Here is a 25,090-nt window from a genome sequence, read left to right as displayed (position 1 = left end):
TCCGCTCGGATACTGCGCAGGCTCGATGGGATCGCCCCGGCCCTGTCGGACCGGGATGGCCCCGTTTCCGTATCAATGTCTCTCACGCAACGCCCGTTGCACCGCCGCAGCCGAAACGGCGACGGTCGGGGACTGGACGTTTGGTGAGGCCACTCAAGCGCCGCGCGTGATGCGGGCGTGTTCGGTGATGTAGCGCTCGATCGCGGCCTGATCGCCCGCGAGATTCGCCACCGTCTCCGGCCGGGTCATCAGTTCGGCGAGGTGGGGCGGCAGAGCGGGGCGCCCGCCACCGGTCGCCTGGGAGACCGCATCCGGGAACTTGGCGGGGTGCGCGGTGGCCAGCGCCACGACCGGGGTGGCCGGATCCTTCTCCAAGAGCCGGCGGGCGGCGCGCACGCCGATGGCGCTGTGGGGATCGAGCACGAGGCCGGTCTTGCGATAGGTGCCGGCGATCTCGTCCACCACGTCGGGCTCGCGCACGGCGGTCGCGTCGAACTCGTCGCGTACGGTTCCCAGCACCTCGGGGCTGAGCGAGAACCCGCCCGACTGCTTCAGACCCGCCATCAGGCGGCCGAGCGCGGAAGCATCGCGGCCCAACGCCTCGAACAGCAGACGCTCGAAGTTCGAGGAGATCTGGATGTCCATGGAGGGCGAGGTCGTCGGCTGCACGCCGCGGGGCTCGTAGGCCCCGTGCTCCAGGGTGCGGGCCAGGATGTCGTTGGCGTTGGTGCCGATCATCAGGCGCTCGATCGGCAGGCCCATCCGCTTGGCAACCCAGCCGGCGAGGATATCGCCGAAATTGCCGGTCGGCACGGCGAACGACACCTTTCGATGCGGGGCACCGAGCGCCACGGCGCTCGTGAAGTAGTAGACGGTCTGCGCGGCGACGCGGGCCCAGTTGATCGAGTTGACGCCCGAGAGCTTCACCCGGTCGGCGAAGTCGCCGTGCTGGAACATGGCCTTCACGATGTTCTGGCAATCGTCGAAATTGCCGTCGATGGCGAGCGCGTGGACGTTCGGCGCGTTGACCGTGGTCATCTGCCGGCGCTGCACCTCCGAGACACGGCCGTGCGGAAACAGGATGAACACGTCGACCTGATCGAGACCCTTGAAGGCCTCGACCGCGGCACTGCCCGTATCGCCCGAAGTCGCGCCGACGATGGTGGCGCGGCCGCCCTTCTGGCGCAGAACGTAATCCATCAGCCGCCCGAGGAGCTGCATCGCCACGTCCTTGAACGCGAGCGTCGGCCCGTGAAACAGCTCCATCAGGAACAGGTTGTCGTCGATCTGGGTGAGCGGGCAGATCGCCGGATGGCGGAAGGTGGCGTAGGCCGCCTCGATCATCCCGTCGAGCGCATCGTCCGGAATCTCGCCGTCGATGAGCGGGCGCAGCACGCGCTTGGCCACCTCGGCGTAGCGCATGCCGGCAAAGCCCGCGATCTCCGCACGGTCGATCTGCGGCCAGCTCTCGGGCACGTAGAGACCGCCATCGCGGGCGAGGCCGGCGAGCAGCGCATCGGAAAAGCTCAAGGGCGCGGCGGCGCCGCGGGTCGAGACGTGCAGCAAGGATGCCTCCGGGAAGGCGCTCCCTCTACACGATCGATTCGGCTGTGTCGAAGCGGGGCCGGATCGGTTTCTTACATCTGCGGCGTCAAACCTTCTCCCCCGGCGCCTTCTTCAACTGGCACCCGGTGATCCGCCACTGTCCGTCGGCCTGACGCTGCAGCGTGTAGAGCGCCACCCAATCGAGGCCGGCCTCGTCCTGGAGGCTCAGTCCTTGAGTAATCTCGCCTTGAGCGATCTCGTCCTCGCTCGTCTCCCCCATCGTTTCGAAGCGGTAGCTGCGCGGCCGTAGGACCGGGGCGTAGCCCTTCGCCACCATGGCGATGAAGGTCTCGGCCGAGGGAAACAGGTTGCGGATCTGCGGTGCGGCTTCGGCATAGGCGCCCGCCGCGTCGTTGCGGCGGAAGGCCTCGATCTGCCGGTCGATGGTGGCGCGGGCGGCATTGCGGGCCGCGTCGTCGGCCTGGGCCGCAGCGCCGGTCAAAACGAGAAAGAGAAAGCTGAAAACGGTGCGCATCGAAGGGCACTCCGCGGATCTCACCGCGGGAGGCTCTTCCCGCGCGTGCTGCCGGACCCTCGGCATCACGCGGGCCAACGCCGTCAGCCGGCCTTCGGCTCCGCCGGATCGTGCAACCGCCGCCACGCGAAAACGGAAAAGACGCCGATCAGGCAGGCGGAGATGCCGAACCACGTGAAGGCGTATTGCAGGTGGTTGTTCGGCAAATCGACCCGGAGCTGTCCGCCGCGGGGCCAGCCACCGGGGTTTGCCGTCCCGTCCGCCTCGATCAGGTAGGGGGCGACATTCGTGAGATTGCGGGCGGCGCTGATGCCGGGGATGTCGCGGGTGAACCACGCATCGCGCTTCGGATCGGATTCCGGCACGAATATTGTGCGGGTCTCGCTCGCCCGCAGCATGCCGGTCACCGTCGCCGCACCCACGACCTGACCGGCAGCGCGGTCCTCGGGGCGCTTCAACTCGGTCGGCACGAAGCCGCGGTTGATCAGGATGGTGGTCCCATCGTCGCGCTTGAGCGGCGTGATGACGTAGAAGCCCTGGAGCGCCCGGCCGGGCTCGCCCGGTGCCAGACCGTGCACCAGAGTCTCCTTATCGTGCAGGAAGGTGCCGCGCGCCTGCACCCGGCTGAACTCATCGGCTTTCGCGTCCCATTCGTCGAACGGGGGAGGACCGGCCGGTGGCTCGGCGTGCGAGCGCTCGACGATGCGGGCGATCAGCGCCTCCTTCTCGCTCTTGCGGGCCAATTGCCACGTGCCGAGACCGAGCAGGATCGCGAGGCAGATCAGGACCGCGAGGCTCACGCCCCAAAGGCTGCGCAGGCGGGCGCTTCGCTCGGTCGAGGACACAGCGGCCATCTAGCGGAAGCGCCCCTGCGCGGCCTTGTTGGCGAACTGGACTGCCGCGAGCAGCCCCTTCAGCGGGCGCACCAGAGCCAAGCTCAGGCCGATGGCGAGGCTGCCGGCGACGAGGGCGTGGACCCAGACCGGCGGCTCGTAGGTGATCTCCATCCACAGGGCCATGCCGACGACGACGAAGCCGGTGATCGACATCACGAAGAAGGCCGGACCGTCCGCGGAGTCGAACGCGGAGAAGTCCTGGCCACAGGCCTCGCAGGCCGGCCTGACGGCGAGGAAGCCCTTGAACAGGTGGCCCTCGCCGCAGGCGGGGCAGCGCCCGCGCAGGCCGGTCGCGATCGGGGAGGGGGGCGGATTCGTGGCGGTTCGGCTCAAGGGATGCTCCTCGCTGTCCGCCCGTATGGTGTAACGGACGGCACGCCGCACGTGAAAAAGGGCGGCTCACGCCGCCCTTCAGGGTTGCCGCCCAAGCAGGGCGGCGGATGCTGTCGGCTTGGCCCGTCAGTGGGCCGCGCCGCCAGCGCCGGCGCCCCAGACGTAGATGGCGGCGAACAGGAACAGCCACACCACGTCGACGAAGTGCCAGTACCAAGCGGCGAACTCGAAGCCGAGATGCTGCTTGGGGGTGAAGTCACCCTGGTAGGTGCGCAGCAGGCAGACGGCCAGGAAGATCGTGCCGATGATGACGTGGGCGCCGTGGAAGCCCGTCGCCATGAAGAAGGTCGCCGAGTAGATCGAGCCCGAGAAGCCGAAATGGGCGTGGGCGTACTCGTAGGCCTGGCAGGCGGTGAACAGCACACCGAGGATGATGGTCAGCCACAGGCCGTACTTCAGGCCCTTGCGGTCGCCGTGCAGCAGGGCGTGGTGGGCCCAGGTCACGGTGGTGCCCGAGGTGAGCAGGATCAGGGTGTTGAGGAGCGGCAGGTGCCAGGGGTCGAAGGCTTCGATGCCCTTCGGCGGCCACATGCCGCCGGTGAACTCGACGCGCTGCGGCTGGATCGGGTCGGCGGTGTAGATCGCGGCCTCGAAATAGGCCCAGAACCACGCCACGAAGAACATCACCTCGGAGGCGATGAACATGATCATGCCGTAGCGGTGATGGAGCTGGACGACGCGGGTGTGGTCGCCGGAATTCGCCTCGTGGGTGACGTCGCGCCACCACGAGAGCATGGTGTAGAGCACGCCGAGCGTGCCGGCGCCGAACACGTAGGGGCCGATGGCGAGGCCGCCCGCGGAGAGACCCTTCATCCAGAAGACGGCGCCGAACGCCATCAGGAACCCGGAGAACGCGCCCAGCAGCGGCCACGGGCTCGGGTTGATGATGTGGTAATCGTGGTTCTTGGCGTGCGCCCCGGCCATCGCAATGGTTCTCCCTCAGCCCTTGCCCGTCACCGCCTGACGGCCGGGCCCTGTTGCCTTGGAGGTCCGGTGGACCGGACCTCGGTTGAAAACCCTCTACTGCGGCGGTCGCGCCATTGTCACGCTTGGCCCGCCGCTTGAACCCTCAAAAGTTGCGCGTGGCGGCGGGTTTGGCCACCTCGGCCACCGGCGCACCGTTCTTCGAAGGGTAATAGGTGTAGGACAGCGTCATCTCCGAGAGTTCGCCGATGTCCGGATCCTTGCGCAGGGCCGGATCGACGTAGAACACCAGCGGGAATTCGGCCGATTCGCCCGGCTGCAACGTGTGCTCGTCGAAGCAGAAGCACTGCACCTTGACGAAGAAGCTGCCCATCAGGTCCGGCTGCACGTTGAACACGGCGATGCCGGTCGAGGCAGCGGGGCCGGTATTCGTCACCTTGAAGAACACGGTCGCCGTCTGGCCGGGCACGGCCTCGACCCGCGACTGCTCCGGCTGGAAGCGCCAGGACAGGTTCTTCGACACGTTGGTGTCGAAACGGACGGTCACCGGGGCGAGTGCCTCGCCCGTCGGCGCGGAGGGCGCGGCGCCGACGAGCGGCGTGCCGTTGAAGCCGGTCGCCTTGCAGAACATGGAGTAGAGAGGCGCCGAGACAGCGGCGAGGCCGCCCATGCCGAGCACGACGCCCGCACAGGCAAGCACGGTCCAGCGCGTGCCGCGCACCGCCTGTTTCTGCCTCTCGCCCACATTCGTCATCGGGTCACGCCTTCAGAGAGGCCGTTGCAGGATCTGCGGCCCGAGCTTGGCGATCGTCAGCACGAAGAACAGCAGCACCAGGGCGCCCAGAGTCAGGGCGATGGCGACCGAGCGCTTCCGGCGGGTCTTGGCCTCCTCCGCCGTCAGCGGACGAATTCCTTCGGGGAGATCGGACATGGCGGGCCTCACGCTGCGACCGCGCGGAACAATCCGAGCCCCTGCTCGGCGAGCAGTGCCGAGAAGAGCAGGAACAGGTAGAGGATGGAGAAGGCGAACAGGCCCATCGCCGCCTTGCGCTCGGGCTCACCCTCGCGCAGCCGGTAGACCTGCACCGCGCCCGCCAGCATGCCGATCCCGCCGAGCACGCCGACGACGGCGTAGAGCCAGCCGCCGAAGCCGAGCCAGACCGGCACGAGGGCCAGCGGCGCGAGGACCAGGGAGTACCACACGATCTGGCGGCGGGTGGAGTCCGGGCCGGCGACGTTCGGCATCATCGGGATGCCGGCGCGGGCGTATTCGCCGCTCTTCACGAGCGCCAGCGCCCAGAAATGCGGCGGCGTCCAGATGAAGATGATCGCGAACAGCACCAGCGACTCGATGCCGACATGACCGGTTACCGCCGCCTGCCCCACCACCGGGGGGAGGGCGCCGGCGGCACCGCCGATGACGATGTTCTGCGCGGTCGCCCGCTTCAGCCACATCGAGTAGATCACGGCGTAGAACACGATGGTGAAGGCGAGAAGCCCCGCGGCGAGCCAGTTCGAGGCCAGCCCGAGGATCAGCACCGAGCCGACCGACAGGACGATGCCGAAGGCCAGGGCCTCGTCGGGGCGGATGCGCCCATCCGGAATCGGACGCTTGGCGGTGCGGGTCATCAGCGCGTCGATGTCGGCGTCCCACCACATGTTGAGGCAGCCCGAGGCGCCGGCCCCGACGGCGATCATCAACAGCGAGATCGCCGCGATCACCGGGTTCACGGTGGCATCCGAGACCACCATGCCGACAAGCGCGGTGAAGATGACGAGCACCATCACCCGCGGCTTCAGCAGGGCGAAGAAGTCGGAAACCTCGCCCCCCGCGGCGGGGGAGAACGACGCGGTGCCGGCGTCGGCGCTCAGGCTGTTCGACAGGCTCGTCATGGAAACCGTGCTGTGACGCTTGTTCTGATGTTTTCGAAGGTCTTCGGATCGCGCCGTTCGTGGCGCCGCCCTTTGCGGGAGGCCTCGCTCAAGCGGTGAGAGGCCTCCGGGAAAGAGCGAGGACCGCCGGGGCGGTCCTCGCGATCTTCGGTTTTTGCTCCGCCCTTAGTGGGCCGGCTCGTCGACGATCTTGGGGAGCGTCTCGAACTGGTGGAAGGGCGGGGGCGAGGAGAGGGTCCATTCCAGGGTGGTGGCACCCTCGCCCCACGGATTGTCCGCAGCGCGGGTCTTGGAACGGAAGGCCAGGACGATGCCGATGACGAACACGATCATGCTCAGGGCGAAGACGTGACCGCCGAGCGTTGCGACCTTGTGCCAGCCGGCGAAGGCCTCCGGATAGTCGGCGTAGCGACGCGGCATGCCGGCCAGACCCAGGAAGTGCATCGGGAAGAACAGGACGTTCGCACCGATGAAGGCCAGCCAGAAGTGCAGCTTGCCCGCCCATTCCGGGATGACGTGGCCAGTCATCTTCGGGAACCAGTAGTAGATACCGGCGAAGATGATGAACACGGCGCCGAGCGAGAGCACGTAGTGGAAGTGCGCCACGACGTAATAGGTGTCGTGCAGGTACTTATCGACCGAGGAGTTCGCGAGGACGACGCCGGTGACGCCGCCGACCGTGAACAGGAAGATGAAGCCCACCGCCCAGTGCATCGCCGCGGTGAAGCGGATCGAACCACCCCACATCGTCGCGATCCAGGAGAAGATCTTCACGCCGGTCGGCACCGCGATCACCATGGTCGCGAAGACGAAGTAGGACTGCGTCTGGAGCGACAGGCCGACGGTGTACATGTGGTGGGCCCACACGACGAAGCCGACGACGCCGATGGCGACCATGGCGTAGGCCATGGCGAGGTAGCCGAAGACGGGCTTGCGCGAGAAGGTGGCGATGATGTGCGAGACGATGCCGAAGGCCGGCAGGATCATCACGTACACCTCGGGGTGACCGAAGAACCAGAACAGGTGCTGGTAGAGCACCGGATCACCGCCGCCGGCCGGATCGAAGAAGGTGGTGCCGAAGTTACGGTCGGTGAGCAGCATCGTGATCGCGCCGGCCAGAACCGGGAGCGACAGGAGCAGCAGGAAGGCGGTGACCAGCTCGGCCCAGGCAAACAGCGGCATCTTGTGCAGCGTCATGCCGGGGGCGCGCATGTTGAGGATAGTGGTGATGAAGTTGATCGCGCCGAGGATCGAGCCCGCACCGGCGAGGTGGAGCGAGAAGATCGCGAAATCGACCGCCGGGCCAGGGTGGCCGGCCGAGGAGGAGAGCGGCGGGTAGACGGTCCAGCCGGTGCCCGCGCCGCTGGCGCCGGGAGAGCCCTCGACGAACAGCGAGCAGAGCAGGCAGGCGAAGCCCGACACCGTCAGCCAGAACGAGACGTTGTTCATCCGCGGGAAGGCCATGTCCGGCGCGCCGATCATCAGCGGGACGAACCAGTTGCCGAAGCCGCCGATGAGGGCGGGCATCACCATGAAGAACACCATGATGAGGCCGTGGCCGGTGACGAACACGTTGTAGGTCGCCGGGTTGGAGAAGTACTGGAGCCCCGGCTCCTCCATCTCCATGCGGATGCCGAAGGACAGGAACGCGCCGATGATGCCCGCCATGAAGGCGAAGATCAGGTAGAGCGTGCCGATGTCCTTGTGGTTCGTCGAGAGGAACCAGCGGGAGAAGAAGGAGGGCTTGTGGTCGTGGTGGGCGTCATGCCCGGCATGTGCTGTGGCGGTGGCCATCGATCCTTGCCTTAATCAGATGTCTGTCGCCTCTGGCGAAGGGAGATCCGGCCGGCGCGTGCCGGCCCGGAGAAGCGTCAGCGGGCGTCCGCGAGGCGCGCGCCGTTGTCGATCGCGGCGTACTTGGTCTTCGCCTCGGTCAGCCATTCGGCATAGGCCTGCTCGCTGACCACGCGCACGGTGATCGGCATGTAGGCGTGACGGGCGCCGCACAGCTCGGAGCACTGGCCGTGATAGGTGCCCTCGCGGTCGGCCTTGAACCACCACTGGTTCAGACGGCCGGGGATCGCGTCGATCTTGCCGCCGAAGGAGGGGATCGCCCAGGAGTGGATGACGTCGTCGGAGGTGACCTGCACCTTCACGACTTTGCCGACCGGGATGACCATGTCGTTGTCGGTCGCGAGCAGCTTCGGCTGCTGCTCCTCATCGACGTTCGCGTCGAAGGTGAAGCCGCCCTTGTCGCCCTCGGCCGGGTAGACGTAGGACCAGTACCACGCGTGGCCGACCACCTTGACCACGATGTCGGCCTTCGGGTCCGAAAGCTGCGTGCGCAGGGTGCGGAACGAGGGGATCGCCACCGCCACGAGGATCAGGACCGGGATGATGGTCCAGGCCACCTCGATCGCCGTGTTGTGCGTGGTGCGCGACGGCGTGGGGTTCGTCTTCTCGTTGAACTTGAAGATGCAGTAGAGAATGAGACCGAGAACGAAGACCGAGATCGCGAACGCGATCCAGTGCAGTCCGTGCTCGAAGCTGAGGAGGTCAGCGGCCTCGGCCGTGACCGGTATCTGGCGGCTCATCTGCCACGGCTCGGGCTGACCGATGCCGGCCGCGAGAGCGGAGGAGGACGAACCGAGGAGAGCGCCGAACGCGGCGAGCCCCCACGATAACCGATGTTGCGCCTGCGTCGTCCGCATGTCCCCGCTTGGCTCCCCTGGTGCCTATGGTTTGTTTGCCCTTGAATTTGCCGACCCGCGTCGCAAATCCCAGAACTGCCCGATCGTTTCGCGGGCCTTGCCGGTTCCGGCGTGACCGTGTCGCTGCCGGATGGGCGGTTGCGACGTAGAACCATACTGATCAAAAAACCGCAACCACAACAGCGCCCCCAAGCGTCGCTTGGACGCGGGATCAGGGTTGCGCAGCGGGCAATTTGGCTGCCTCTGGGGATACGGATGCAGGACGTCGGCGGAAAACCTCAACGAGAAGCCGGGGATGACTTCGGCGCGGGCGAACCCGCGACGTCGGTCAAGGTCGGAACATTCGTCGTTGCCTACGACGCGCCCGAGGCGCGGCCCGATTCCCGCGCGCTGGCCGTGGAGATGCCGGTCAACGTCGTCTACGGTACCGTGCCCTACGCCGTGATGATGCTGACGCCGGCCGATCTCGAAGATTTCGCCTACGGCTTCAGCCTGACCGAGGGCGTGATCGAGGCGCCCGACGAGATCCGCGGCGTCACCGTCGAGCCCGGCGAGGGTGGCCTGAGGCTGCTGGTCGATCTGGCTCCGGGGCGGCTTCGCGAGCATCTTGCCCGCAAGCGCGCGATCAGCGGACGCACCGGCTGCGGCGTTTGCGGCATCGAGGATCTCGCCGCCCTGCCGATTGCCCGGCCCCGCTCCCGCAAGGGCCCGCAGGTGTCGCTGGCGGCGATCCAGACGGCGCTGACCGCCCTATCGGACCGTCAGAGGCTCAACCGGGAGACGCGCGCGGTTCACGCGGCCGGATGGGCGGACCTCGACGGTTCGCTGCTGGCGGTGCGCGAGGATGTCGGCCGCCACAATGCTTTGGATAAGTGCATCGGCGCGCTGCTGCGCCAGGGCGTGCGGCCGGACGAGGGCTTTCTCGTCATCACCAGCCGTTGCTCTTTCGAGATGGCGGAGAAGGCCGCGAGCCTCGGCGCCTCCGTGCTGGTGGCGATCTCAGCGCCGACCTCGCTCGCGATCGAGCGGGCGCGCTGCCACGACATGACGCTCTGCGCCATCGCCCGTTCGGACACGCTGACCGTGTTCTCGGGGCGCGAGCGGCTGATCCTGGCCGGGGAGGGCGGCTGAGCCGCGCCACCCCGGATCGATCACCTTACTCGGTGCCGCCGGCCTCGCCGGCGCCGCCGGGAACGACCGTCGCCCCGCCGATCACCCGCACGTTCTTGCGCGGACCGTCGGCTGGCGGATCCTGCCAACCCTTGCCGGCGGCCGGCTTCGACTCGGCGGTCTTCGTGGCGTCCTTGACGGGCTCCGGCTTCGCGGCGTCAGTCTTCGTCTCGGCCTTGCCGGTTTCAGGCCGGGGCTCACCCACCTTCGGCTCGACCGCCTTGGCTTCCTTCGTCTCCCCCTTGTCCCGCTCGGTCTTGGCAGCAGGCGTCATCGCGGGCGACGCGGGCGAACCGGACCGCAGCGAGGGCTCGGGAGCCGTCGGGGCAATGCGTGCCTGGGACGGCAGCTTGGGCGTCGGGGCAGTCCGGGCCGCCGCGCGCCGGGGCGGCTCGGAGCGGGCTGCCGCATCCGGATTGACGCCGAGGGGGTTGGCGTCCGGCCGTGCGGCCGGCGGCACGCGCTCGGACCGGGCCGCGCTGCGCTCGCTGCCGAGCGGAGCACCGCGCAGACCGGGAACGGAGGGGATGTCGGCGGGGGGCACGATCCGCTCGGCCTCGCGGATCGGACGGCGCGGGCGCATGTCGTCCTCGGTCCAGCCATAGCCGGGCGCTGCCGGGCGGACGCGGTCGGACGGATAGTAGACGCCGCCGAGCGGTTCGCGCCCAATGACGTCGCCCTCGCGGGCATCGACCACGAGCCGCACGCGCTGGCCGCGCGGGCTCGTCGCTTCCACACGGTAGTTCCGCCCGTCGTAGCGGGGACGTCCGATCTCGGAGAAGCCGCGATCGCGCAGGTCATCGACGACCTCGCGAGACGCCAACAGGCCGTCATCCTCGAGGTAGACCGCCCGCGGCGGCCCATAGATCTCACGGTAGAAGCCCTGGGCGGCAGCGGGCTGCAGGCCGGCGCCGGACAGGAGCGCGGCAAGAAGGCCGAAGCCGAGGCCGCGACGCAGTGCCGCTCTCGTGACCCCACCGGGGGCGTGACGGCTCGAAGCCATAGGGCCCTCTCGAACCAAGCTGTGCAGAAGAAGAGGCAGAAGAAGCAAGAAAGTCCCGGGAGCCCGCTGTTGATCGCGGGTCCCCCGGCGTCACGGCAGACGCATCCCCGCATTCCTTCCGTGCCGGCAAGGTTTTCTAAACGGTTGATTGGGGCGACATTGCGAACCGACCCGGAACCTGCCAGTGCCATTGTCGTGACGCAGTGCTGCCCGGCACGCGTCCGCCCGCCGGGACGAAGCCGAGGGACGGGCGCGTTGCGCGTATCCGAGGCATGTTCAAAAGGCCGGCGGCGGTGGTCGGCGGCCCCTTGCTGGAATGAATGAAATCTGGCAACGTCCACTTATAGGACAGCAAGACTGTCCCATTTGTCGTGCTTGGCCGTCGGGCCGGCTTTGGGGATCCATCACGTGATCGACGTGACGTCCGAACGAGCTGAGAAACCGGTGACCGTCGAGGCGATCCGGGCGAGCGCCGGCTGAACAAGCCGGAGCTTCAGCCCGCGGGTTGGCGGGCGATTCCGGCAGGAAGAACCTGACCCCACCCGACTCGGTATAAAATAGGCGGCGGCCCGGGCACCGACGGTGTACGGGCACGAAACATGCTCGCATGCGGGCAGGGTCGGAGATGTGCGGACGATGCGTGAAATCCCGTCTGAGCTGTCGGTGTCGGTCATGAACGGCGAGAAAGCCGCGCCGTCGCGCGCCGGCGCCGCGCCGCTGATCCTGCGCGACCCCGCCCTTCCCGCGGCCGAAGGCGCCTACAACCCCGCTCACGAGCGCGACGCCTGCGGCGTCGGCTTCGTCGCGGACATGCACGACCGGCGCAGCCACGCCATCGTCCAGCAGGGTCTCAAGATCCTGGAGAACATCGACCACCGCGGCGCGGTCGGCGCCGACCCGACCATGGGCGACGGCTGCGGCATCCTCACCCAGATCCCGCACGGCTTCTTCTCCGAGGAATGCTCGCGCCTCGGCTTCGAGCTGCCCCCTGCCGGCCAGTACGCCATCGGCCAGTTCTTCCTGCCGAAGGCGGAGGATGCCCGCGCCAGCATCGAGGCGATCGTCGAGAAGACGCTGGCCGACGAGGGCCTGCCGCTGCTGGGCTGGCGCGACGTGCCCGTCGATTCGGCCGATCTCGGCAAGGCCGTCAAGGAGACCGAGCCGCATCACCGGCAGGTCTTCATCGGCTGCCCGGCCAGCGTCACCGATCAGGACGCGTTCGAGCGGCGCGCCTACATCGCCCGCAAGGTGATCTCGAACCAGGTCTACGGCCTCGAAGACGAGCGCGTGAAGGCGTTCTATCCCGTCTCCGTGTCGAGCCGGACCATCGTCTACAAGGGCATGGTGCTCGTGCACCAGCTCGGCCACTACTATCTCGACCTCAAGGATCCGCGCTTCGTCTCGGCGCTGGCGCTCGTCCACCAGCGCTTCGCCACCAACACCTTCCCGACCTGGCGCCTGTCGCACCCCTATCGGATGGTCGCCCATAACGGCGAGATCAACACGCTGCGCGGCAACGTGAACTGGATGGCCGCGCGCCAGGCCAGCGTCGATTCCGAGCTGTTCGGCAACGACATCTCGAAGCTCTGGCCGATCTCCTACGAGGGCCAGTCCGACACCGCCTGCTTCGACAACGCCCTCGAATTCCTCGTGGCCGGCGGCTACTCGCTCGCGCACGCGATGATGATGCTGATCCCGGAGGCCTGGGCCGGCAACCCGCTGATGAGCGAGGAGCGGCGCGCCTTCTACGAGTATCACGCCGCCCTGATGGAGCCGTGGGACGGGCCGGCGGCCGTCGCCTTCACCGACGGGCGCCAGATCGGCGCGACCCTCGACCGCAACGGCCTGCGCCCGGCCCGCTACATCGTCACCGATGACGGGCTCGTCGTGCTCGCCTCCGAGATGGGCGTGCTGCCGATCCCCGACGAGAAGATCGTCCAGTCCTGGCGCCTGCAGCCGGGCCGGATGCTGCTGATCGATCTGGAGAAGGGCCGCATCGTCTCCGACGAGGAGATCAAGGGCGAGCTGGCTTCCGCGCACCCCTATGCCGAGTGGGTGAAGAACACCCAGATCGTGCTGGAGGAGTTGCACCCGATCCAGCCGCGGGCCTCGCGCACGGACGTGCCCCTGCTCGATCGCCAGCAGGCTTTCGGCTACACCCAGGAAGACCTCAAGCTGCTCATGGCCCCCATGGCCGTGACCGGCCAGGAGGCCGTCGGCTCGATGGGCTCGGACACGCCGCTTTCGGCGCTCTCCGACAAGCCGAAGCTGCTCTACACCTACTTCAAGCAGAACTTCGCGCAGGTCACGAACCCGCCGATCGACCCGATCCGCGAGGAGGCCGTGATGAGCCTCGTCTCGTTCATCGGCCCGCGTCCGAACCTGCTGGATATGGAAGGTGCCTCGCGCCGCAAGCGGCTCGAAGTGCGCCAGCCGATCCTGACCAACGGCGACCTCGAGAAGATCCGCTCGATCTCCCACTTCGAGGACCGCTTCGACACCCGCACCCTCGACATCACCTACGCGGCCGAGTCCGGCGCGGGAGCGATGGAGGGTGCGCTCGATCGCCTGTGCGACCGAGCCGAGGTCGCGGTGCGCGGCGGCTACAACATCATCATCCTGTCGGACCGCATGGTGGGGCCGGACCGCATCCCGATCCCGGCTTTGCTCGCGACCGCGGCCGTGCACAACTACCTGATCCGCAAGGGGCTTCGCACCTCGGTCGGCCTCGTGGTCGAGTCGGGCGAGCCGCGCGAGGTGCATCACTTCGCCTGTCTGGCCGGCTACGGCGCGGAGGCCATCAACCCCTATCTCGCCTTCGAGACGCTGATCGCGATGAAGGGCGAGTTCCCGCCGGACCTGACCAACGACGAGATCGTCTACCGCTACATCAAGTCGATCGATAAGGGCCTGCTCAAGGTGATGTCCAAGATGGGCATCTCGACCTACCAGTCCTATTGCGGCGCGCAGATCTTCGACGCGATCGGCCTGAACTCGGATTTCGTGGCCAAGGACTTCTTCGGCACGGCGACGACGGTCGAGGGCATCGGCATGGCCGAGGTCGCCCAGGAGACGGCGCTTCGCCACCAGGATGCCTTCGGGGACGCCCCGATCTACCGCAACGCGCTCGATGTCGGCGGCGAGTATGCCTATCGCCTGCGCGGCGAGACCCACACCTGGACGCCCGACACCGTGGCGACGCTGCAGCACGCGGTGCGCCTCAATGCTGCCGAGCGCTACCGTGAATACGCTCGGCTGGTGAACGAGCAGGAGAACCACCTCAAGACCCTGCGCGGCCTGTTCAGGATCAAGACCGCCGCCGATCTCGGTCGCCAGCCGGTCGACATCGCGGCGGTCGAGCCGGCCTCCGAGATCGTCAAGCGCTTCGCCACGGGCGCAATGTCCTACGGGTCGATCTCGAAGGAGGCGCACGAGACGCTGGCGATCGCCATGAACTCGTTCGGCGGTCGCTCGAACTCGGGTGAGGGCGGCGAGGAGCCGCGCCGGTTCATCACCGGTCCGGACGGGCGTTCGCGCCGCTCGGCGATCAAGCAGGTCGCCTCGGGCCGCTTCGGCGTCACCACCGAGTATCTCGTCAACGCCGACATGATGCAGATCAAGGTCTCGCAGGGCGCCAAGCCCGGCGAGGGCGGACAGCTGCCCGGCCATAAGGTCGATGCCAAGATCGCCAAGGTCCGCTACGCGACCCCGGGCGTCGGCCTGATCTCGCCGCCGCCGCACCACGACATCTACTCGATCGAGGATCTGGCCCAGCTCATCTTCGACCTGAAGAACGTGAACCCGGCTGCCGACGTCTCAGTAAAGCTGGTCTCCGAGGTCGGCGTCGGCACGGTCGCGGCGGGCGTCGCCAAGGCGCGCGCGGACCACATCACGATCTCGGGCTTCGACGGCGGAACGGGTGCCGCCCCGCTCACCTCGATCAAGCACGCGGGCGGACCCTGGGAGACGGGTCTGGCCGAGACGCAGCAGACGCTGGTGATGAACGGCCTGCGCGGCCGTGTCGCGCTCCAGGCCGACGGTGGCATCCGCACCGGCAAGGACGTGATGATCGCGGTGCTGCTCGGCGCCGACCAGATCGGCTTCTCGACCGCGCCGCTGATCGCGGCCGGCTGCATCATGATGCGCAAGTGCCACCTCAACACCTGCCCCGTGGGTGTCGCGACCCAGGACCCGGTGCTGAGGAAGCGCTTCAAGGGCACGCCGGAGCACGTCATCAACTACTTCTTCTTCGTGGCTGAAGAGCTGCGGGAGTTGATGGCGGCGATGGGCTTCACGAAGTTGGAGGACCTGATCGGCCGCTCCGACCTCCTCGACAAGCTCGAGGCGATCGAGCACTGGAAGGCCCGCGGCCTCGATTTCTCGAAGCTGTTCCACCGGCCGAATGTCGGGCCGGAGGTGGCGATCCGTCACGTCGAGACGCAGCACCACCCGATCGATACGGTGCTCGACCGCCGCCTGATCGCGGGCGCGGAAGGGGCCATCGAGACCGGCGAGCCGGTGATCCTCACCGATGTGATCCGCAACTCGGATCGCGCGGCGGGCGCCATGCTCTCCGGCGCGGTGGCCAAGCGCCACGGCCATGAAGGGCTTCCCGACGACACCATCGTGGTCAAGCTCAACGGCACCGCCGGGCAGAGCTTCGGCGCGTGGCTCGCCGCGGGCGTCACCCTCGATCTCACCGGCCACGGCAACGACTATGTCGGCAAGGGCCTGTCGGGCGGCAAGCTGATCATCCGTCCGAGCAAGGCACTGAAGGCGCCCCCCGCCCGCACGATCATGGCCGGCAACACCGTGCTCTACGGCGCGATCGCGGGCGAGTGCTACATCCGCGGTGCGGCGGGCGAGCGCTTCGCCGTGCGCAACTCGGGCGCCATCACGGTCGTCGAAGGCATGGGCGACCATGGCTGCGAGTACATGACCGGCGGCGTGGTGGTCTCCATCGGCGTGACGGGGCGCAACTTTGCGGCCGGCATGTCCGGCGGCATCGCCTACGTGCTCGACGAGGACGGTTCGTTCCGCGACCGCTGCAACCTGTCGATGGTCGATCTGGAGCCGGTCGAGGAGGAGGACGACCTCATGCGCCGCTTCCACCAGGACGGCGATCTGGAAACCAAGGGCCGGGTCGACATCCTCGCGGACATGTCGGGCCATGACGAGGAGCGCCTGTCGCAACTCCTCACCAACCACATGAAGTATACGGGTTCGCCGAGGGCCAAGCAGATCCTCGACGAGTGGGCGGCGTTCCGCACCAAGTTCGTCAAGGTGATGCCGGTCGAGTACCGCCGGGCGCTGCGCGAGATGGAAATGGCGCGCATGCCGGTGGCGGCGGAGTAACCAAGCGTCATCAAGGCGGGCCATACCGGTCGGCGGCAGGACGCCGCCGACCGGTTCACAGTGATGCCGGGCAGACGGCAAGGCCGCGTGGTCGAGAGATCCGCGCCTGCGAAGGACTGATCGATGGGCAAGGTCACCGGGTTTCTCGAATTCGACCGGCAGGAGCAGAAGTATCAGCTCGCCGCCGACCGCGTGCGGCATTTCCGCGAATTCACGCTGCCGCTCGACGAGCACGACCTGTCCAAACAGGCCGCGCGCTGCATGGATTGCGGCATCCCGTTCTGCCACGGGCCGACCGGCTGCCCGGTCCACAACCAGATCCCGGACTGGAACGACCTCGTCTACCAGTCGGACTGGGAGGAGGCCGCGCGCAACCTCCACTCCACCAACAACTTCCCCGAATTCACCGGCCGCATCTGCCCCGCGCCCTGCGAGGAAGCCTGCACCCTGAACCTCGAGAACCAGCCGGTCGCGATCAAGACGATCGAGCAGGCGATCGCGGACCGTGCCTGGAACATGGGCTGGGTGAAGCCCGAGCCCTCGGCGAACCGCACCGGCAAGCGCGTGGCGGTGATCGGCTCCGGCCCGGCCGGCATGGCGGCCGCCCAGCAGCTCGCCCGCGTCGGCCACGATGTCCACGTCTACGAGCGCGAGCCCAAGGCCGGCGGCCTGCTGCGCTACGGCATCCCCGACTTCAAGATGGAGAAGCGCCACATCGACCGGCGCGTGAAGCAGATGGAGGCCGAGGGCGTCGTCTTCCACTACAAGGCCAATATCGGGGTCAACGTGCCCCTGGAGGACCTGACGAGCCAGTTCGACGCCGTGCTGTTTTGCGGCGGCGCCGAGGATCCGCGCAACCCGCAGCTTCCGGGCCAGGAACTCGACGGCGTGCACTACGCCATGCCCTTCCTCGTGCAATCGAACCGCCGGGTCGGCGCCGAGCCGATGCCGGGCAACGGCGAGTTGCCGATCCTGGCCGCCGGCAAGAACGTCGTCGTCATCGGCGGCGGCGACACGGCCTCGGATTGCGTCGGCACCTCGTTCCGCCAGGGCGCGCTCTCGGTGACGCAGCTCGACATCCGCCCGCGCCCGCCGGAGCGTGAGGACAAGCTGACGGTATGGCCCTATTGGCCGACCAAGATGCGCACCTCGTCGAGCCAGGCGGAGGGCGCCGAGCGCGAGTTCCAGGCCGCGACCCTGCGGCTGGAGGGCAACCGCAAGGGTCAGCTCACCGGCGTGGTCTGCGCCCGCGTCGATGAGCGGCGCCAGCCGATCGAGGGCAGCGAGTTCGTGCTGCCGGCCGACCTCGTCTTCATGGCGATCGGCTTTGCCGGTTCGGTGCAGAAGGGTCTGGTCGCGGAATCGGGCGTGGCCGTCGACAAGCGCGGCAACATCACCGCCAACGATCAGGACTACCTGACCTCGAACCCGAAGATCTACGTCGCGGGCGATATGCGCCGCGGCCAGTCCCTGGTGGTCTGGGCGATCCGCGAGGGCCGTCAGGCCGCCCGCTCGATCGACGAGGCGCTGATGGGCGCGACCGTCCTGCCGCGGTAAGCGGCGTCGCATCGGACGAGACACGAACAATCGAGGCCATCGCCGCTGGCGGTGGCCCTTTTCGTTTGATCCGAAGGATCACCGGGATAAACCGTCGGCGCCCCCGCCCTCACGGACTTCCCAGCGGTAGCCCGCTCCCTCGCGCGTGATCCGGCCTCGGTTCGCAAGGTGCATCCCGGCGACATCCAGCCCCTCGCTGGCAGTTCGGTCGAAGATGCGGCTGCGGGTGGTGATCGCTTCCACTGGATCGGCATCCCAGACCACGGTCCAGTCCGGATGCGGCACCTGCAACAGGCGGGAGTGGAGGATGTCGCCCCAGATCAGAAGCCGCTCGGGTCCGTCCTCGATCAGCACGCCCGCATGGCCGGGGGTGTGCCCCGGCAGCGGCAGGAACGAGACGCCAGAGGCGAGGTCGGCCCCGCCGGAGACGCGGCGCACCCGGCCGGCATAGGCGGACAGCACAGCCTGGGCCGTGTGGAAGAACAGGCCCATCGCGGAGGGCGCACGGGAACGCGCACCGGAATCCGACCAGTAGGCGGCCTCGCGCTCCTGAAGCACCAGCTCGGCGTTGGCGAAGCGGGCGCGGCCATCGCCTGTCAGCAGGCCGCCCGCATGGTCGGCGTGGAGGTGGGTCAGCCATACGGTTTCGATCTGGTCGGGCCGCAACCCTTCCGCCGCGAGAGCCGCCGTCACCCGGTCGAAGCCCGGCCCGAAGACCGTTCCGCAGCCGGCATCGAGCAATCCGTGCCATGCGCCGCGCCGGATCAGGAACGCGTTGACTGGTTCCGGCGTGGGCCCTTTCGGCGGCAAGCCGGCCTGGGCGAGCAGGGCACGTCCGGCCTCGCTGTCGGCGCCGGGGATCATGGCGGGCTCGAGCGGAAAGAGGCCGTCGCGAAGCGGCGTGACGGTGAAGGCGCCGACGCGATAAGCGGGGACGGCGGGGGCCGCTGCCCGTGCTTCGGGAAACCGAAGGATCGGGAGGCAAGCGCCCGCGGCGAGGACGGATCGACGGGTCGGCAAAGAGGGCATCGGCGGCAATCCGGGTGAGGGGAAGGGCGATCGAAATCTTGCGCCGCCTCGTCACCGCCGCCCAGGGAATGGCTCCCGCTTCCGCGCGGGCATTTTTCCCGACATCCCTCCGTCCCCCTTGCGCCTTCGACCGCGGCCGGTGCCAACTCCGCCGACGCTTCCCGGTCCGGTCGTCCCATGAGCCTGCCCGCGCATCTCGCCCTGCGCCTTCTGATCGTGACCCTGTTCTGTCTGGCGGGCGCCGTCGCCTTGACCCTTTGGGACGCGCGCGGCGTCCTGCGCGGCGAGGCGGCCGTGTCGGCGGAGCGGATCGCCGCAGCGCTTGCCCGGCAACCGGGGCTCGGCAGCGTCGGGCCGGCGGCGCTGCCGGTCGGCGAGCCCCAGGCCGAGCCGGCAGTCCTGATGCTGTTGCCGGGCATCTGCGCCGAGATCCGCCTCGGCAGTGAGGCGCCACGGCGGCTCTGCGGCGATTGGGACGGACTCGGCACGGCCCCGGCCTGGGTCACGGCTGCCCTTTCGGCCAGAGCCCTCGGAGATCCGGCCGTCCGCGAGATCGTCTATCGCGGACGGCGTTTGGGAACCGTCGCGGCTTGGCCCGATCCGGGCGCGGCCGCGGGCCGGGCGTGGCGGCAGGTGCGGTTCGCGAGCGGCCTCGCCCTCTCCCTCGCCGGAGCGACGGCGCTGCTGGGCTGGCTCGCCGCCGCCGGCCTCGTCGCACCCGCGGGACGGATCGTGCGCCACCTGGACGGCTTCGATGCCGGCGCGTCCCGTCCGCCTCTGCCGCGCTTCAGGGCGGCGGAGTTCGACCGGATCGCCACCGCCTTCGACGCGCTCGCCGGGCGGCTTGCCCGAACCGAAAGCGAGCGGACCGCGCTGATGCAGCGGCTCGTGCAAGTGCAGGAAGACGAGCGGCAGAGCCTCGCCCGTGACCTGCACGACGCGTTCGGCCAATGCCTCGCCGCCGCCGGGGCGCTCGCAGCCGCGATCGAGGCCGGCGCGCCGACGGACCGCGCGGATCTGCGCGCCGATGCGCGGGGCATCGAGGCGGTCGTCGCCTCCATGCGCGAGAGCCTGCGCGGCGCCCTGGCCCAACTCGAACTCCCCGACTTTGCCGGGATCGGTTTGGGCGACGGCATCCGTGGCCTCGTCTCCGACTGGCAGGCGCGGCTACGGGCAGGGCCGAGTTTGCACCTCGATGCGGAGGGCGACTGGTCGGGCCTATCCGACGAGGCATCGGCGAGCCTCTATCGGATCACGCAGGAACTGCTGACCAACGCCCTGCGGCACGGGCGGCCGAGCCGCATCTTCCTGCGACTTCAGCGCACCGGCATCGGGGGCGGGATCGTCACGCTGACCGTGGACGACGACGGCGGGGGTGACGCCGCCCGCGCGACGAGCGCGTCCGGGCGCGGACTTCCCGGCATCCGCGCCCGGCTCGCCGCCCTCGGCGGCCAACTCTCGCTTACCGGGAACGGCAGCGGCATCCGCGCCCGCGTCACCGTTCCGGTTCACGGTTGAGGCGGGCGATGACGACCATCCTCCTCGTCGATGACCATCCCGTCGTGCGGGAGGGCTATCGGCGCCTGTTCGAACGGCAGCCGGGCTTCGCGGTCGTGGCCGAAGCCGCGACCGCGGCGGAGGCCTACCGCCTCTACAAGGCGCAGAGGCCGGACCTCGTGATCCTCGACCTGTCGCTGCAGGGGCCGAGCGGCATCGAGGCGATCCGGCATATTCGGCAATGGGACGGTGCGGCCCGCATCCTCGTCTTCAGCATGCGCACCGGCGCCGCCATCGCGCGCCAAGCCTTCGCGGCGGGGGCCAGCGGCTATGTCAGCAAGGCGAGCGCCCCACGCGAATTGCTGGAAGCGGCCGCGGGCGTGCTGCGCGGAGCGCGGGCCATGAGCGCCGACATCGCCCTGGCGATCGCGCAGGACGAGGTGGCCGGCGGGCGCAGCAGCCTCGACGAACTCAGCCCGCGCGAGGTCGAGATCCTCGGTATGACGGCGGCGGGTGCGACGGCGCAGACCATCGCCGAGGCGCTGTGCCTCAGCCTCAAGACGGTCCAGAACAATCTCTCGCTGATCCGGGCCAAGCTAGGCGCCCGCACGGACGCCCATCTGATCTGGATCGCCGTCGGCGCCGGGCTCGTGGCAGCCCCGCACGGCCCACCTGCCGCCGAAAGCTGATCCATCGCGGAGGGCGAAAGGCCTCACCCCGGCGGCCAGCGGAAATCGTCCGCTCGGCCCGGCTGGGGCAGGGGGGCGGCGCCGCGCTGCAGGCTGCGCTCGCGGGTGCCGGTGGCATCCCCCTCCTGCGGACGTGCGGTGAGGAGCGTCCCGCCCGGCGAGGTCTCGGTGCGGCCGAGCGGCACCACCGGCCCCGCCGCGGGCTTGACCGGCAGGCTCGGGATACCCGGCGGCTCGGGCAGGCTCGGCAGCATCGCGGTGATCTTGCGATCGATCGCCGCCGTGTCGTCGACGCCCAATCCGGCACCGCCCTCGCCGGGTGTGGCGGCGATCGCGGCGGCGGGCTGCTCGGAGGGCAGGCCGCCCTTCTCCCCCATCAGGCGCTTCAGCTCCACGTCGGCGAAGTGGGCGACCTTGCGCGCGCCGGCGGCGGTGAAGTGGATACCGTCCGAGGTGCGCAGCCGCGCCTCCTGGCCATCCACGTCGGGCCCCGAAGCGGTGAAGCGGTTGCGGTCGTCCACGAAGCCCTGCCAGACCTCGGCATAGGATTGGCCGGCTCGCTGCACCCGCTCACGCACGAGATCGTTGATGGCGGCGAAGTCGCGGCTCAGGCTCTCGCTGCGGACCGGCGGCAGGCCGACCCAGATCAGCGGCACCTTGTGCTCGGCAAACACCTTCGCGACCTCATCGACCCGCGCGGCGTAGATCTCGCGCCACTTGTCGGACAGGGCCTCGACGCTCTGGTCGCCCTCGCGGATCGCCTGCCGGTCGTTCAAGCCGACCATCATCAGGGCGTAGGAGACTTTGGGCGTGGCCTTGAGAAAATCCTCGGCGGCCTTGGCCCAATCCACCAGATCCTTGCGCACGAGACCGCTATCGGCCTTCGAGCGGTCGAGCACGGCGACCTCGGCATTGTCGGAGAACGCGTCATCGACGCCCTTGGCGAGGTAGCCCGCGAGCGAGTCGCCGAACACGGCGATCTGCGTCGTCGGCGCCGCCTTCGGCACCTTGGCCTTGGGCTGCGCCACCGCGGGGGCGGGGCTCGGCCGGCGGCGCCGGGCGGCCCGCTCCTCGTCCGAGCGGCCGGCCGTGGCGGGGGCGGCGGCGGGCGCACGCGGGCGCGACGGCCGGGCATAGCCCGGCGGCGCCTGCGGCGGCGGGGTCGGCTGGGCGCGCGGCTGGTCCTCCCACGGCCAGTAGAACTGGCGCGGTGCCTCCTGTGGCGGAGCGGCCCGGCGGGCGGGGGCCCGGCCATAGCCGTACTCGTCGGCATAGGCGCCACGGGCCCGGCGGCGCGGCGGCGCGGCGTAGGGATCGGCCGCGGGCGCGTCGTAGCTGTCGCCCCATTGTGCCGCCGCCGGCTGCGGCAGGGCGGACCACGCCGCCGTGAGCCAAAGGGCGGCGAGGAGAAGGCCGAGGATCGCAGGGGACCGCGGGAACGCGGTGCGATCGGTCGGGCGGCGTTGCATGCGCGAAGCCTCGATCGAAGGGGAGGTGCCGGAAGACCGACCCGAAGTCGCTACAGGATAACGCGAGGAAGCCGGCGCGTCTAAGGCCGTCCCTCCAGGCGCTCCAGAAGCGCGGGCCGGGCGTAGCCGTCGGCGGGCAGGCCTTCGCGGATCTGGTACTGGCGCACCGCCCCGCGCAGCTTCGGGCCGGCGCGTCCATCCTGCTCGCCGGCATAGAGCCCCTGAGCAGCGAGCCCCGCCTGGAGACGTTTGAGGCCCGGCCCGTCGAGGCGGGCGGCGCCGTTGGGCCAGGGCGCGGCAAGCGCCGGGCCGCCGGCCAGCCGGTCGGCGAGGTGGCCGACCGCCAGCGCGTAGGAATCGCTGGTGTTGTAGCCGCGGATCACCTCGAAATTGTCGGTGATGAGGAAGACCGGGCTCCCGAGCCCGCCCGGCAGGAACAGGCTGGCCTCGCCACCCGTCGGCAGGGGCTTGCCGTCGGTGCGGCGCACCCCGCGGGCGGCGAAGTCGGCGAGCGGGCCGCGGTAGCGGGTCAGGTCGAAATCCTTCGGCAGGCTGACCTCGTAGCCCCAGGACAGGCCGGGCTTCCAGCCGAGCGATTGCAGGTAATGCGCGATGGAGGCCAGGGTATCGGCCTCGGAGCGCCAGATGTCGCGCCGCCCGTCGCCGTCGAAATCGACCGCCTCCCGCAGGTAGACCGAGGGCAGGAACTGCACCTGCCCCATGGCGCCGGCCCAGGAGCCGACCATCCGCGCCGGCTCGATGTCGCCGTTCTCGAGGATCTGGAGGGCGGCCAGCAGCTCGTCGCGAAAGAGGCTGCCACGGTGGCGGGCGTGGGCCAGGCTCGCCAGCGCGCGGATGGTCGGCAGGGAGCCGGCGCTGGCGCCGAAATCCGACTCGACCCCCCAGAAGGCCAACACGACCGAGCGCGGCACGCCGGTCTTCGCTTCGATGGCGGCGAGGGTGGCGGCGAGGCGCTTCCCCTGCGCCTGCCCCCTGGCGATGCGGGTGCCCGTGACCGCGCCGACGAGGTAGTCCCAGACCGGCCGGCTGAACTCGCTCTGGCGGCGGGTGCGGGCAACCACGTCAGGGTCCGGCCCTTGCACGCCGGCAAACGCCGCCTCGAAGGTCTTTTGCGAGACGCCGCGGGCCGTGGCGTCGGGGCGCAGGGACGCGACGAAGGCGGAGAAGTCGCCGTCCTGCGCCTGGGCCGCCCCCCCCAACAGCGCGAGCGCGAGGATGAGGGCGGCGCGGGGCGCTCTCACCGCCGGTTCCGCTTCGCCAGGGTGTCCTCCCAGGCGAGCGCCTGGGCGACGATGGCGTCGAGGTCGTCGTGCTTCGGGGTCCAGCCGAGTTCGTTGCGGATGCGGTCGGCGCCGGCGATGATCTGGGCGGGGTCACCGGCACGGCGGGGCGACAGCCGCACCTCGAAGTCGCGGCCGGAGATGCGCTTGACCACCTCCACGACCTCCAGAACCGAGTAGCCCCGGCCGTAGCCGCAATTGACGGTCAGGCTGTTGCCGCCGCCGCGCAGGTGGTCGAGCACGACCATGTGGGCCTCGGCCAGATCCGAGACCTGGATGTAGTCGCGCAGGCAGGAGCCGTCGCGGGTGGGATAATCGGTGCCGAACACCTCCAGATGCGTGCGCTGGCCGAGGGCCGCCTGCGTCGCGACCTTGATGAGATGGGTGGCCGCCGGCATCGATTGCCCGGAACGCCCGCGCGGATCGGCCCCGGCCACGTTGAAGTAGCGCAGCACCCCGTAGGTGAAGCCGTGCGCGGCGGCGGCGTCCGCCAGCATCCACTCGCTCATCAGCTTCGAGCGGCCGTAGGGGTTGATCGGGTTCGTTGCCAGGGACTCGGGCACCGGCACGATCTCGGGCTCGCCGTAGACGGCCGCCGTGGAGGAGAAGATGAAGTGCCGCACGTTCGTGCGTGCCGCCGTCTCGATCAGCGCGCGGGTCTTCACGGTATTGGCGAGGTAGTAGCCCAGCGGGTCGGAGACCGATTCCGGCACGACGATCTTGGCCGCGAAATGCGCGACCGCATCGATCTGGTGTCGCAGGATCGTCTCGGTCACGAGGGCTTGATCGGCGACATCGCCGACGACGAGACGCACTTCCGGAGGCAGGGCCCAGTCGTAACCGGTCGAGAGATCGTCGAGGACCACCACCTCCTCATGCCCGGCATCGACAAGCGCGAGCACCATGTGGCTGCCGATATAGCCGGCGCCGCCCGTGACCAGAACCGCCATCGCCTACCCCCCGATCCGTCTTCTGCCACCCGGCAGCGCAGGTTTCCGCCATGTTTAATGACGAAATCCTGCCAATCCTAACCCAAGCGGGGCTGTTAGCGGCCGCCTGCGTGCTATTTGATCCCCTGTCGATCAGGGCTCGCCCCGACAAACGCCAAAAAACGGGTCCCGCC

General features: G+C 69.2%; 20 protein-coding genes. 5 read left to right on the top strand and 15 right to left on the bottom strand.

What is annotated here, in order from left to right:
- Positions 1-153: 153 nt before the first annotated feature.
- The 10 genes from thrC to coxB form a co-directional block, all read right to left on the bottom strand.
- Positions 154-1,566 carry a threonine synthase gene (gene thrC, locus MKK50_RS02805; RefSeq protein ID WP_253370957.1) on the bottom strand — a complete coding sequence of 471 codons (1,413 nt, stop codon included), beginning with the start codon at positions 1,564-1,566 and terminating at the stop codon, positions 154-156.
- Positions 1,567-1,651: 85 nt separating this feature from the next.
- Complete coding sequence (locus tag MKK50_RS02800) at positions 1,652-2,080, bottom strand: DUF4864 domain-containing protein (protein ID WP_499020259.1); 429 nt, start codon at positions 2,078-2,080, stop codon at positions 1,652-1,654.
- An 83-nt stretch (positions 2,081-2,163) separates the two neighbouring features.
- Positions 2,164-2,934 (bottom strand): SURF1 family protein, encoded by a 771-nt coding sequence (locus MKK50_RS02795; protein ID WP_499020258.1) that lies wholly within the window; start codon positions 2,932-2,934, stop codon positions 2,164-2,166.
- Positions 2,935-3,309 carry a DUF983 domain-containing protein gene (locus MKK50_RS02790; protein WP_499020256.1) on the bottom strand — a complete coding sequence of 125 codons (375 nt, stop codon included), beginning with the start codon at positions 3,307-3,309 and terminating at the stop codon, positions 2,935-2,937. It lies immediately after the preceding gene.
- 126 nt (positions 3,310-3,435) lie between these two features.
- Positions 3,436-4,293 carry a cytochrome c oxidase subunit 3 gene (locus tag MKK50_RS02785; RefSeq protein ID WP_253370949.1) on the bottom strand — a complete coding sequence of 286 codons (858 nt, stop codon included), beginning with the start codon at positions 4,291-4,293 and terminating at the stop codon, positions 3,436-3,438.
- A 145-nt stretch (positions 4,294-4,438) separates the two neighbouring features.
- The gene (locus MKK50_RS02780) at positions 4,439-5,047 is read right to left on the bottom strand and encodes a cytochrome c oxidase assembly protein (RefSeq protein ID WP_253370947.1); all 609 of its coding nucleotides are present in this window, start codon (positions 5,045-5,047) and stop codon (positions 4,439-4,441) included.
- Positions 5,048-5,059: 12 nt separating this feature from the next.
- Positions 5,060-5,224: a cytochrome c oxidase system small membrane protein gene (locus MKK50_RS02775; RefSeq protein ID WP_253370945.1), complete on the bottom strand. Its 165-nt coding sequence runs from the start codon at positions 5,222-5,224 to the stop codon at positions 5,060-5,062.
- An 8-nt stretch (positions 5,225-5,232) separates the two neighbouring features.
- Positions 5,233-6,186, bottom strand: coding sequence for a heme o synthase (locus tag MKK50_RS02770; RefSeq protein ID WP_253370943.1), 954 nt, complete (start codon positions 6,184-6,186; stop codon positions 5,233-5,235).
- Between the two features lie 165 nt (positions 6,187-6,351).
- A complete protein-coding gene (gene ctaD, locus MKK50_RS02765) occupies positions 6,352-7,980 on the bottom strand; it encodes a cytochrome c oxidase subunit I (RefSeq protein ID WP_253370941.1) in 1,629 nt (542 codons plus the stop codon).
- Positions 7,981-8,057: 77 nt separating this feature from the next.
- Positions 8,058-8,897 (bottom strand): cytochrome c oxidase subunit II, encoded by an 840-nt coding sequence (gene coxB / locus MKK50_RS02760; protein ID WP_253370939.1) that lies wholly within the window; start codon positions 8,895-8,897, stop codon positions 8,058-8,060.
- A gap of 255 nt (positions 8,898-9,152) precedes the next feature.
- Here coxB and fdhD point away from each other — a divergent pair, with 255 nt between their 5' ends.
- Complete coding sequence (gene fdhD, locus MKK50_RS02755; RefSeq protein WP_499020469.1) at positions 9,153-10,028, top strand: formate dehydrogenase accessory sulfurtransferase FdhD; 876 nt, start codon at positions 9,153-9,155, stop codon at positions 10,026-10,028.
- A 25-nt stretch (positions 10,029-10,053) separates the two neighbouring features.
- On the opposite strand, the gene MKK50_RS02750 is transcribed toward fdhD, so the two are convergent.
- On the bottom strand, positions 10,054-11,070 hold the full coding sequence (locus tag MKK50_RS02750; RefSeq protein WP_499020251.1) for a hypothetical protein: 1,017 nt from the start codon (positions 11,068-11,070) through the stop codon (positions 10,054-10,056).
- A gap of 636 nt (positions 11,071-11,706) precedes the next feature.
- On the opposite strand from MKK50_RS02750, the gene gltB reads away from it, so the two are divergent.
- Together gltB and MKK50_RS02740 are read left to right on the top strand one after the other, a co-directional pair.
- On the top strand, positions 11,707-16,425 hold the full coding sequence (gene gltB, locus MKK50_RS02745) for a glutamate synthase large subunit (RefSeq protein WP_499020249.1): 4,719 nt from the start codon (positions 11,707-11,709) through the stop codon (positions 16,423-16,425).
- 123 nt (positions 16,426-16,548) lie between these two features.
- Positions 16,549-17,982, top strand: a complete 1,434-nt coding sequence (locus MKK50_RS02740; protein ID WP_253370931.1) for a glutamate synthase subunit beta — start codon at positions 16,549-16,551, stop codon at positions 17,980-17,982.
- A gap of 78 nt (positions 17,983-18,060) precedes the next feature.
- Here MKK50_RS02740 and MKK50_RS02735 read toward each other — a convergent pair whose 3' ends face one another.
- Positions 18,061-19,011 (bottom strand): MBL fold metallo-hydrolase, encoded by a 951-nt coding sequence (locus MKK50_RS02735; RefSeq protein ID WP_499020247.1) that lies wholly within the window; start codon positions 19,009-19,011, stop codon positions 18,061-18,063.
- Between the two features lie 177 nt (positions 19,012-19,188).
- Between MKK50_RS02735 and MKK50_RS02730 the strand changes: the two genes are divergently transcribed.
- Positions 19,189-20,529: a sensor histidine kinase gene (locus MKK50_RS02730; protein WP_499020245.1), complete on the top strand. Its 1,341-nt coding sequence runs from the start codon at positions 19,189-19,191 to the stop codon at positions 20,527-20,529.
- Positions 20,530-20,537: 8 nt separating this feature from the next.
- Complete coding sequence (locus MKK50_RS02725; RefSeq protein WP_499020244.1) at positions 20,538-21,197, top strand: response regulator; 660 nt, start codon at positions 20,538-20,540, stop codon at positions 21,195-21,197.
- 23 nt (positions 21,198-21,220) lie between these two features.
- On the opposite strand, the gene MKK50_RS02720 is transcribed toward MKK50_RS02725, so the two are convergent.
- The 3 genes from MKK50_RS02720 to galE all read right to left on the bottom strand — a co-directional run bounded on the left by MKK50_RS02720 (position 21,221) and on the right by galE (position 24,917).
- Positions 21,221-22,666, bottom strand: coding sequence for an SGNH/GDSL hydrolase family protein (locus tag MKK50_RS02720; RefSeq protein ID WP_499020243.1), 1,446 nt, complete (start codon positions 22,664-22,666; stop codon positions 21,221-21,223).
- 80 nt (positions 22,667-22,746) lie between these two features.
- Entirely contained in the window at positions 22,747-23,928 is a 1,182-nt protein-coding gene (locus tag MKK50_RS02715) for a lytic murein transglycosylase (RefSeq protein WP_499020242.1), read from the bottom strand.
- The gene (gene galE, locus MKK50_RS02710; RefSeq protein ID WP_499020240.1) at positions 23,925-24,917 is read right to left on the bottom strand and encodes a UDP-glucose 4-epimerase GalE; all 993 of its coding nucleotides are present in this window, start codon (positions 24,915-24,917) and stop codon (positions 23,925-23,927) included. Before galE ends, MKK50_RS02715 begins: the two co-directional genes overlap by 4 nt.
- Positions 24,918-25,090 lie beyond the last annotated feature (173 nt).

It is taken from the genome of Methylobacterium sp. J-043 (genome assembly GCF_022829505.1).
GTDB classification, from domain to species: Bacteria; Pseudomonadota; Alphaproteobacteria; order Rhizobiales; family Beijerinckiaceae; genus Methylobacterium; species Methylobacterium extorquens_A.
The sequence above is the reverse complement of the archived record's forward strand: the minus strand, read 5'-3'. Positions and strand labels throughout refer to the sequence as shown.

Excerpts from the sequence above, each read along its gene's own strand:
- MKK50_RS02800 (WP_499020259.1), bottom strand. The coding sequence starts at position 2,080 with ATGCGCACCGTTTTCAGCTTTCTCTTTCTCGTTTTGACCGGCGCTGCG.
- MKK50_RS02795 (WP_499020258.1), bottom strand. The coding sequence starts at position 2,934 with ATGGCCGCTGTGTCCTCGACCGAGCGAAGCGCCCGCCTGCGCAGCCTT.
- MKK50_RS02785 (WP_253370949.1), bottom strand. The coding sequence starts at position 4,293 with ATGGCCGGGGCGCACGCCAAGAACCACGATTACCACATCATCAACCCG.
- MKK50_RS02780 (WP_253370947.1), bottom strand. The coding sequence starts at position 5,047 with ATGACGAATGTGGGCGAGAGGCAGAAACAGGCGGTGCGCGGCACGCGC.
- MKK50_RS02775 (WP_253370945.1), bottom strand. The coding sequence starts at position 5,224 with ATGTCCGATCTCCCCGAAGGAATTCGTCCGCTGACGGCGGAGGAGGCC.
- MKK50_RS02770 (WP_253370943.1), bottom strand. The coding sequence starts at position 6,186 with ATGACGAGCCTGTCGAACAGCCTGAGCGCCGACGCCGGCACCGCGTCG.
- ctaD (WP_253370941.1), bottom strand. The coding sequence starts at position 7,980 with ATGGCCACCGCCACAGCACATGCCGGGCATGACGCCCACCACGACCAC.
- coxB (WP_253370939.1), bottom strand. The coding sequence starts at position 8,897 with ATGCGGACGACGCAGGCGCAACATCGGTTATCGTGGGGGCTCGCCGCG.
- fdhD (WP_499020469.1), top strand. The coding sequence starts at position 9,153 with ATGCAGGACGTCGGCGGAAAACCTCAACGAGAAGCCGGGGATGACTTC.
- MKK50_RS02750 (WP_499020251.1), bottom strand. The coding sequence starts at position 11,070 with ATGGCTTCGAGCCGTCACGCCCCCGGTGGGGTCACGAGAGCGGCACTG.
- gltB (WP_499020249.1), top strand. The coding sequence starts at position 11,707 with ATGCGTGAAATCCCGTCTGAGCTGTCGGTGTCGGTCATGAACGGCGAG.
- MKK50_RS02740 (WP_253370931.1), top strand. The coding sequence starts at position 16,549 with ATGGGCAAGGTCACCGGGTTTCTCGAATTCGACCGGCAGGAGCAGAAG.
- MKK50_RS02735 (WP_499020247.1), bottom strand. The coding sequence starts at position 19,011 with ATGCCCTCTTTGCCGACCCGTCGATCCGTCCTCGCCGCGGGCGCTTGC.
- MKK50_RS02730 (WP_499020245.1), top strand. The coding sequence starts at position 19,189 with ATGAGCCTGCCCGCGCATCTCGCCCTGCGCCTTCTGATCGTGACCCTG.
- MKK50_RS02725 (WP_499020244.1), top strand. The coding sequence starts at position 20,538 with ATGACGACCATCCTCCTCGTCGATGACCATCCCGTCGTGCGGGAGGGC.
- MKK50_RS02720 (WP_499020243.1), bottom strand. The coding sequence starts at position 22,666 with ATGCAACGCCGCCCGACCGATCGCACCGCGTTCCCGCGGTCCCCTGCG.
- galE (WP_499020240.1), bottom strand. The coding sequence starts at position 24,917 with ATGGCGGTTCTGGTCACGGGCGGCGCCGGCTATATCGGCAGCCACATG.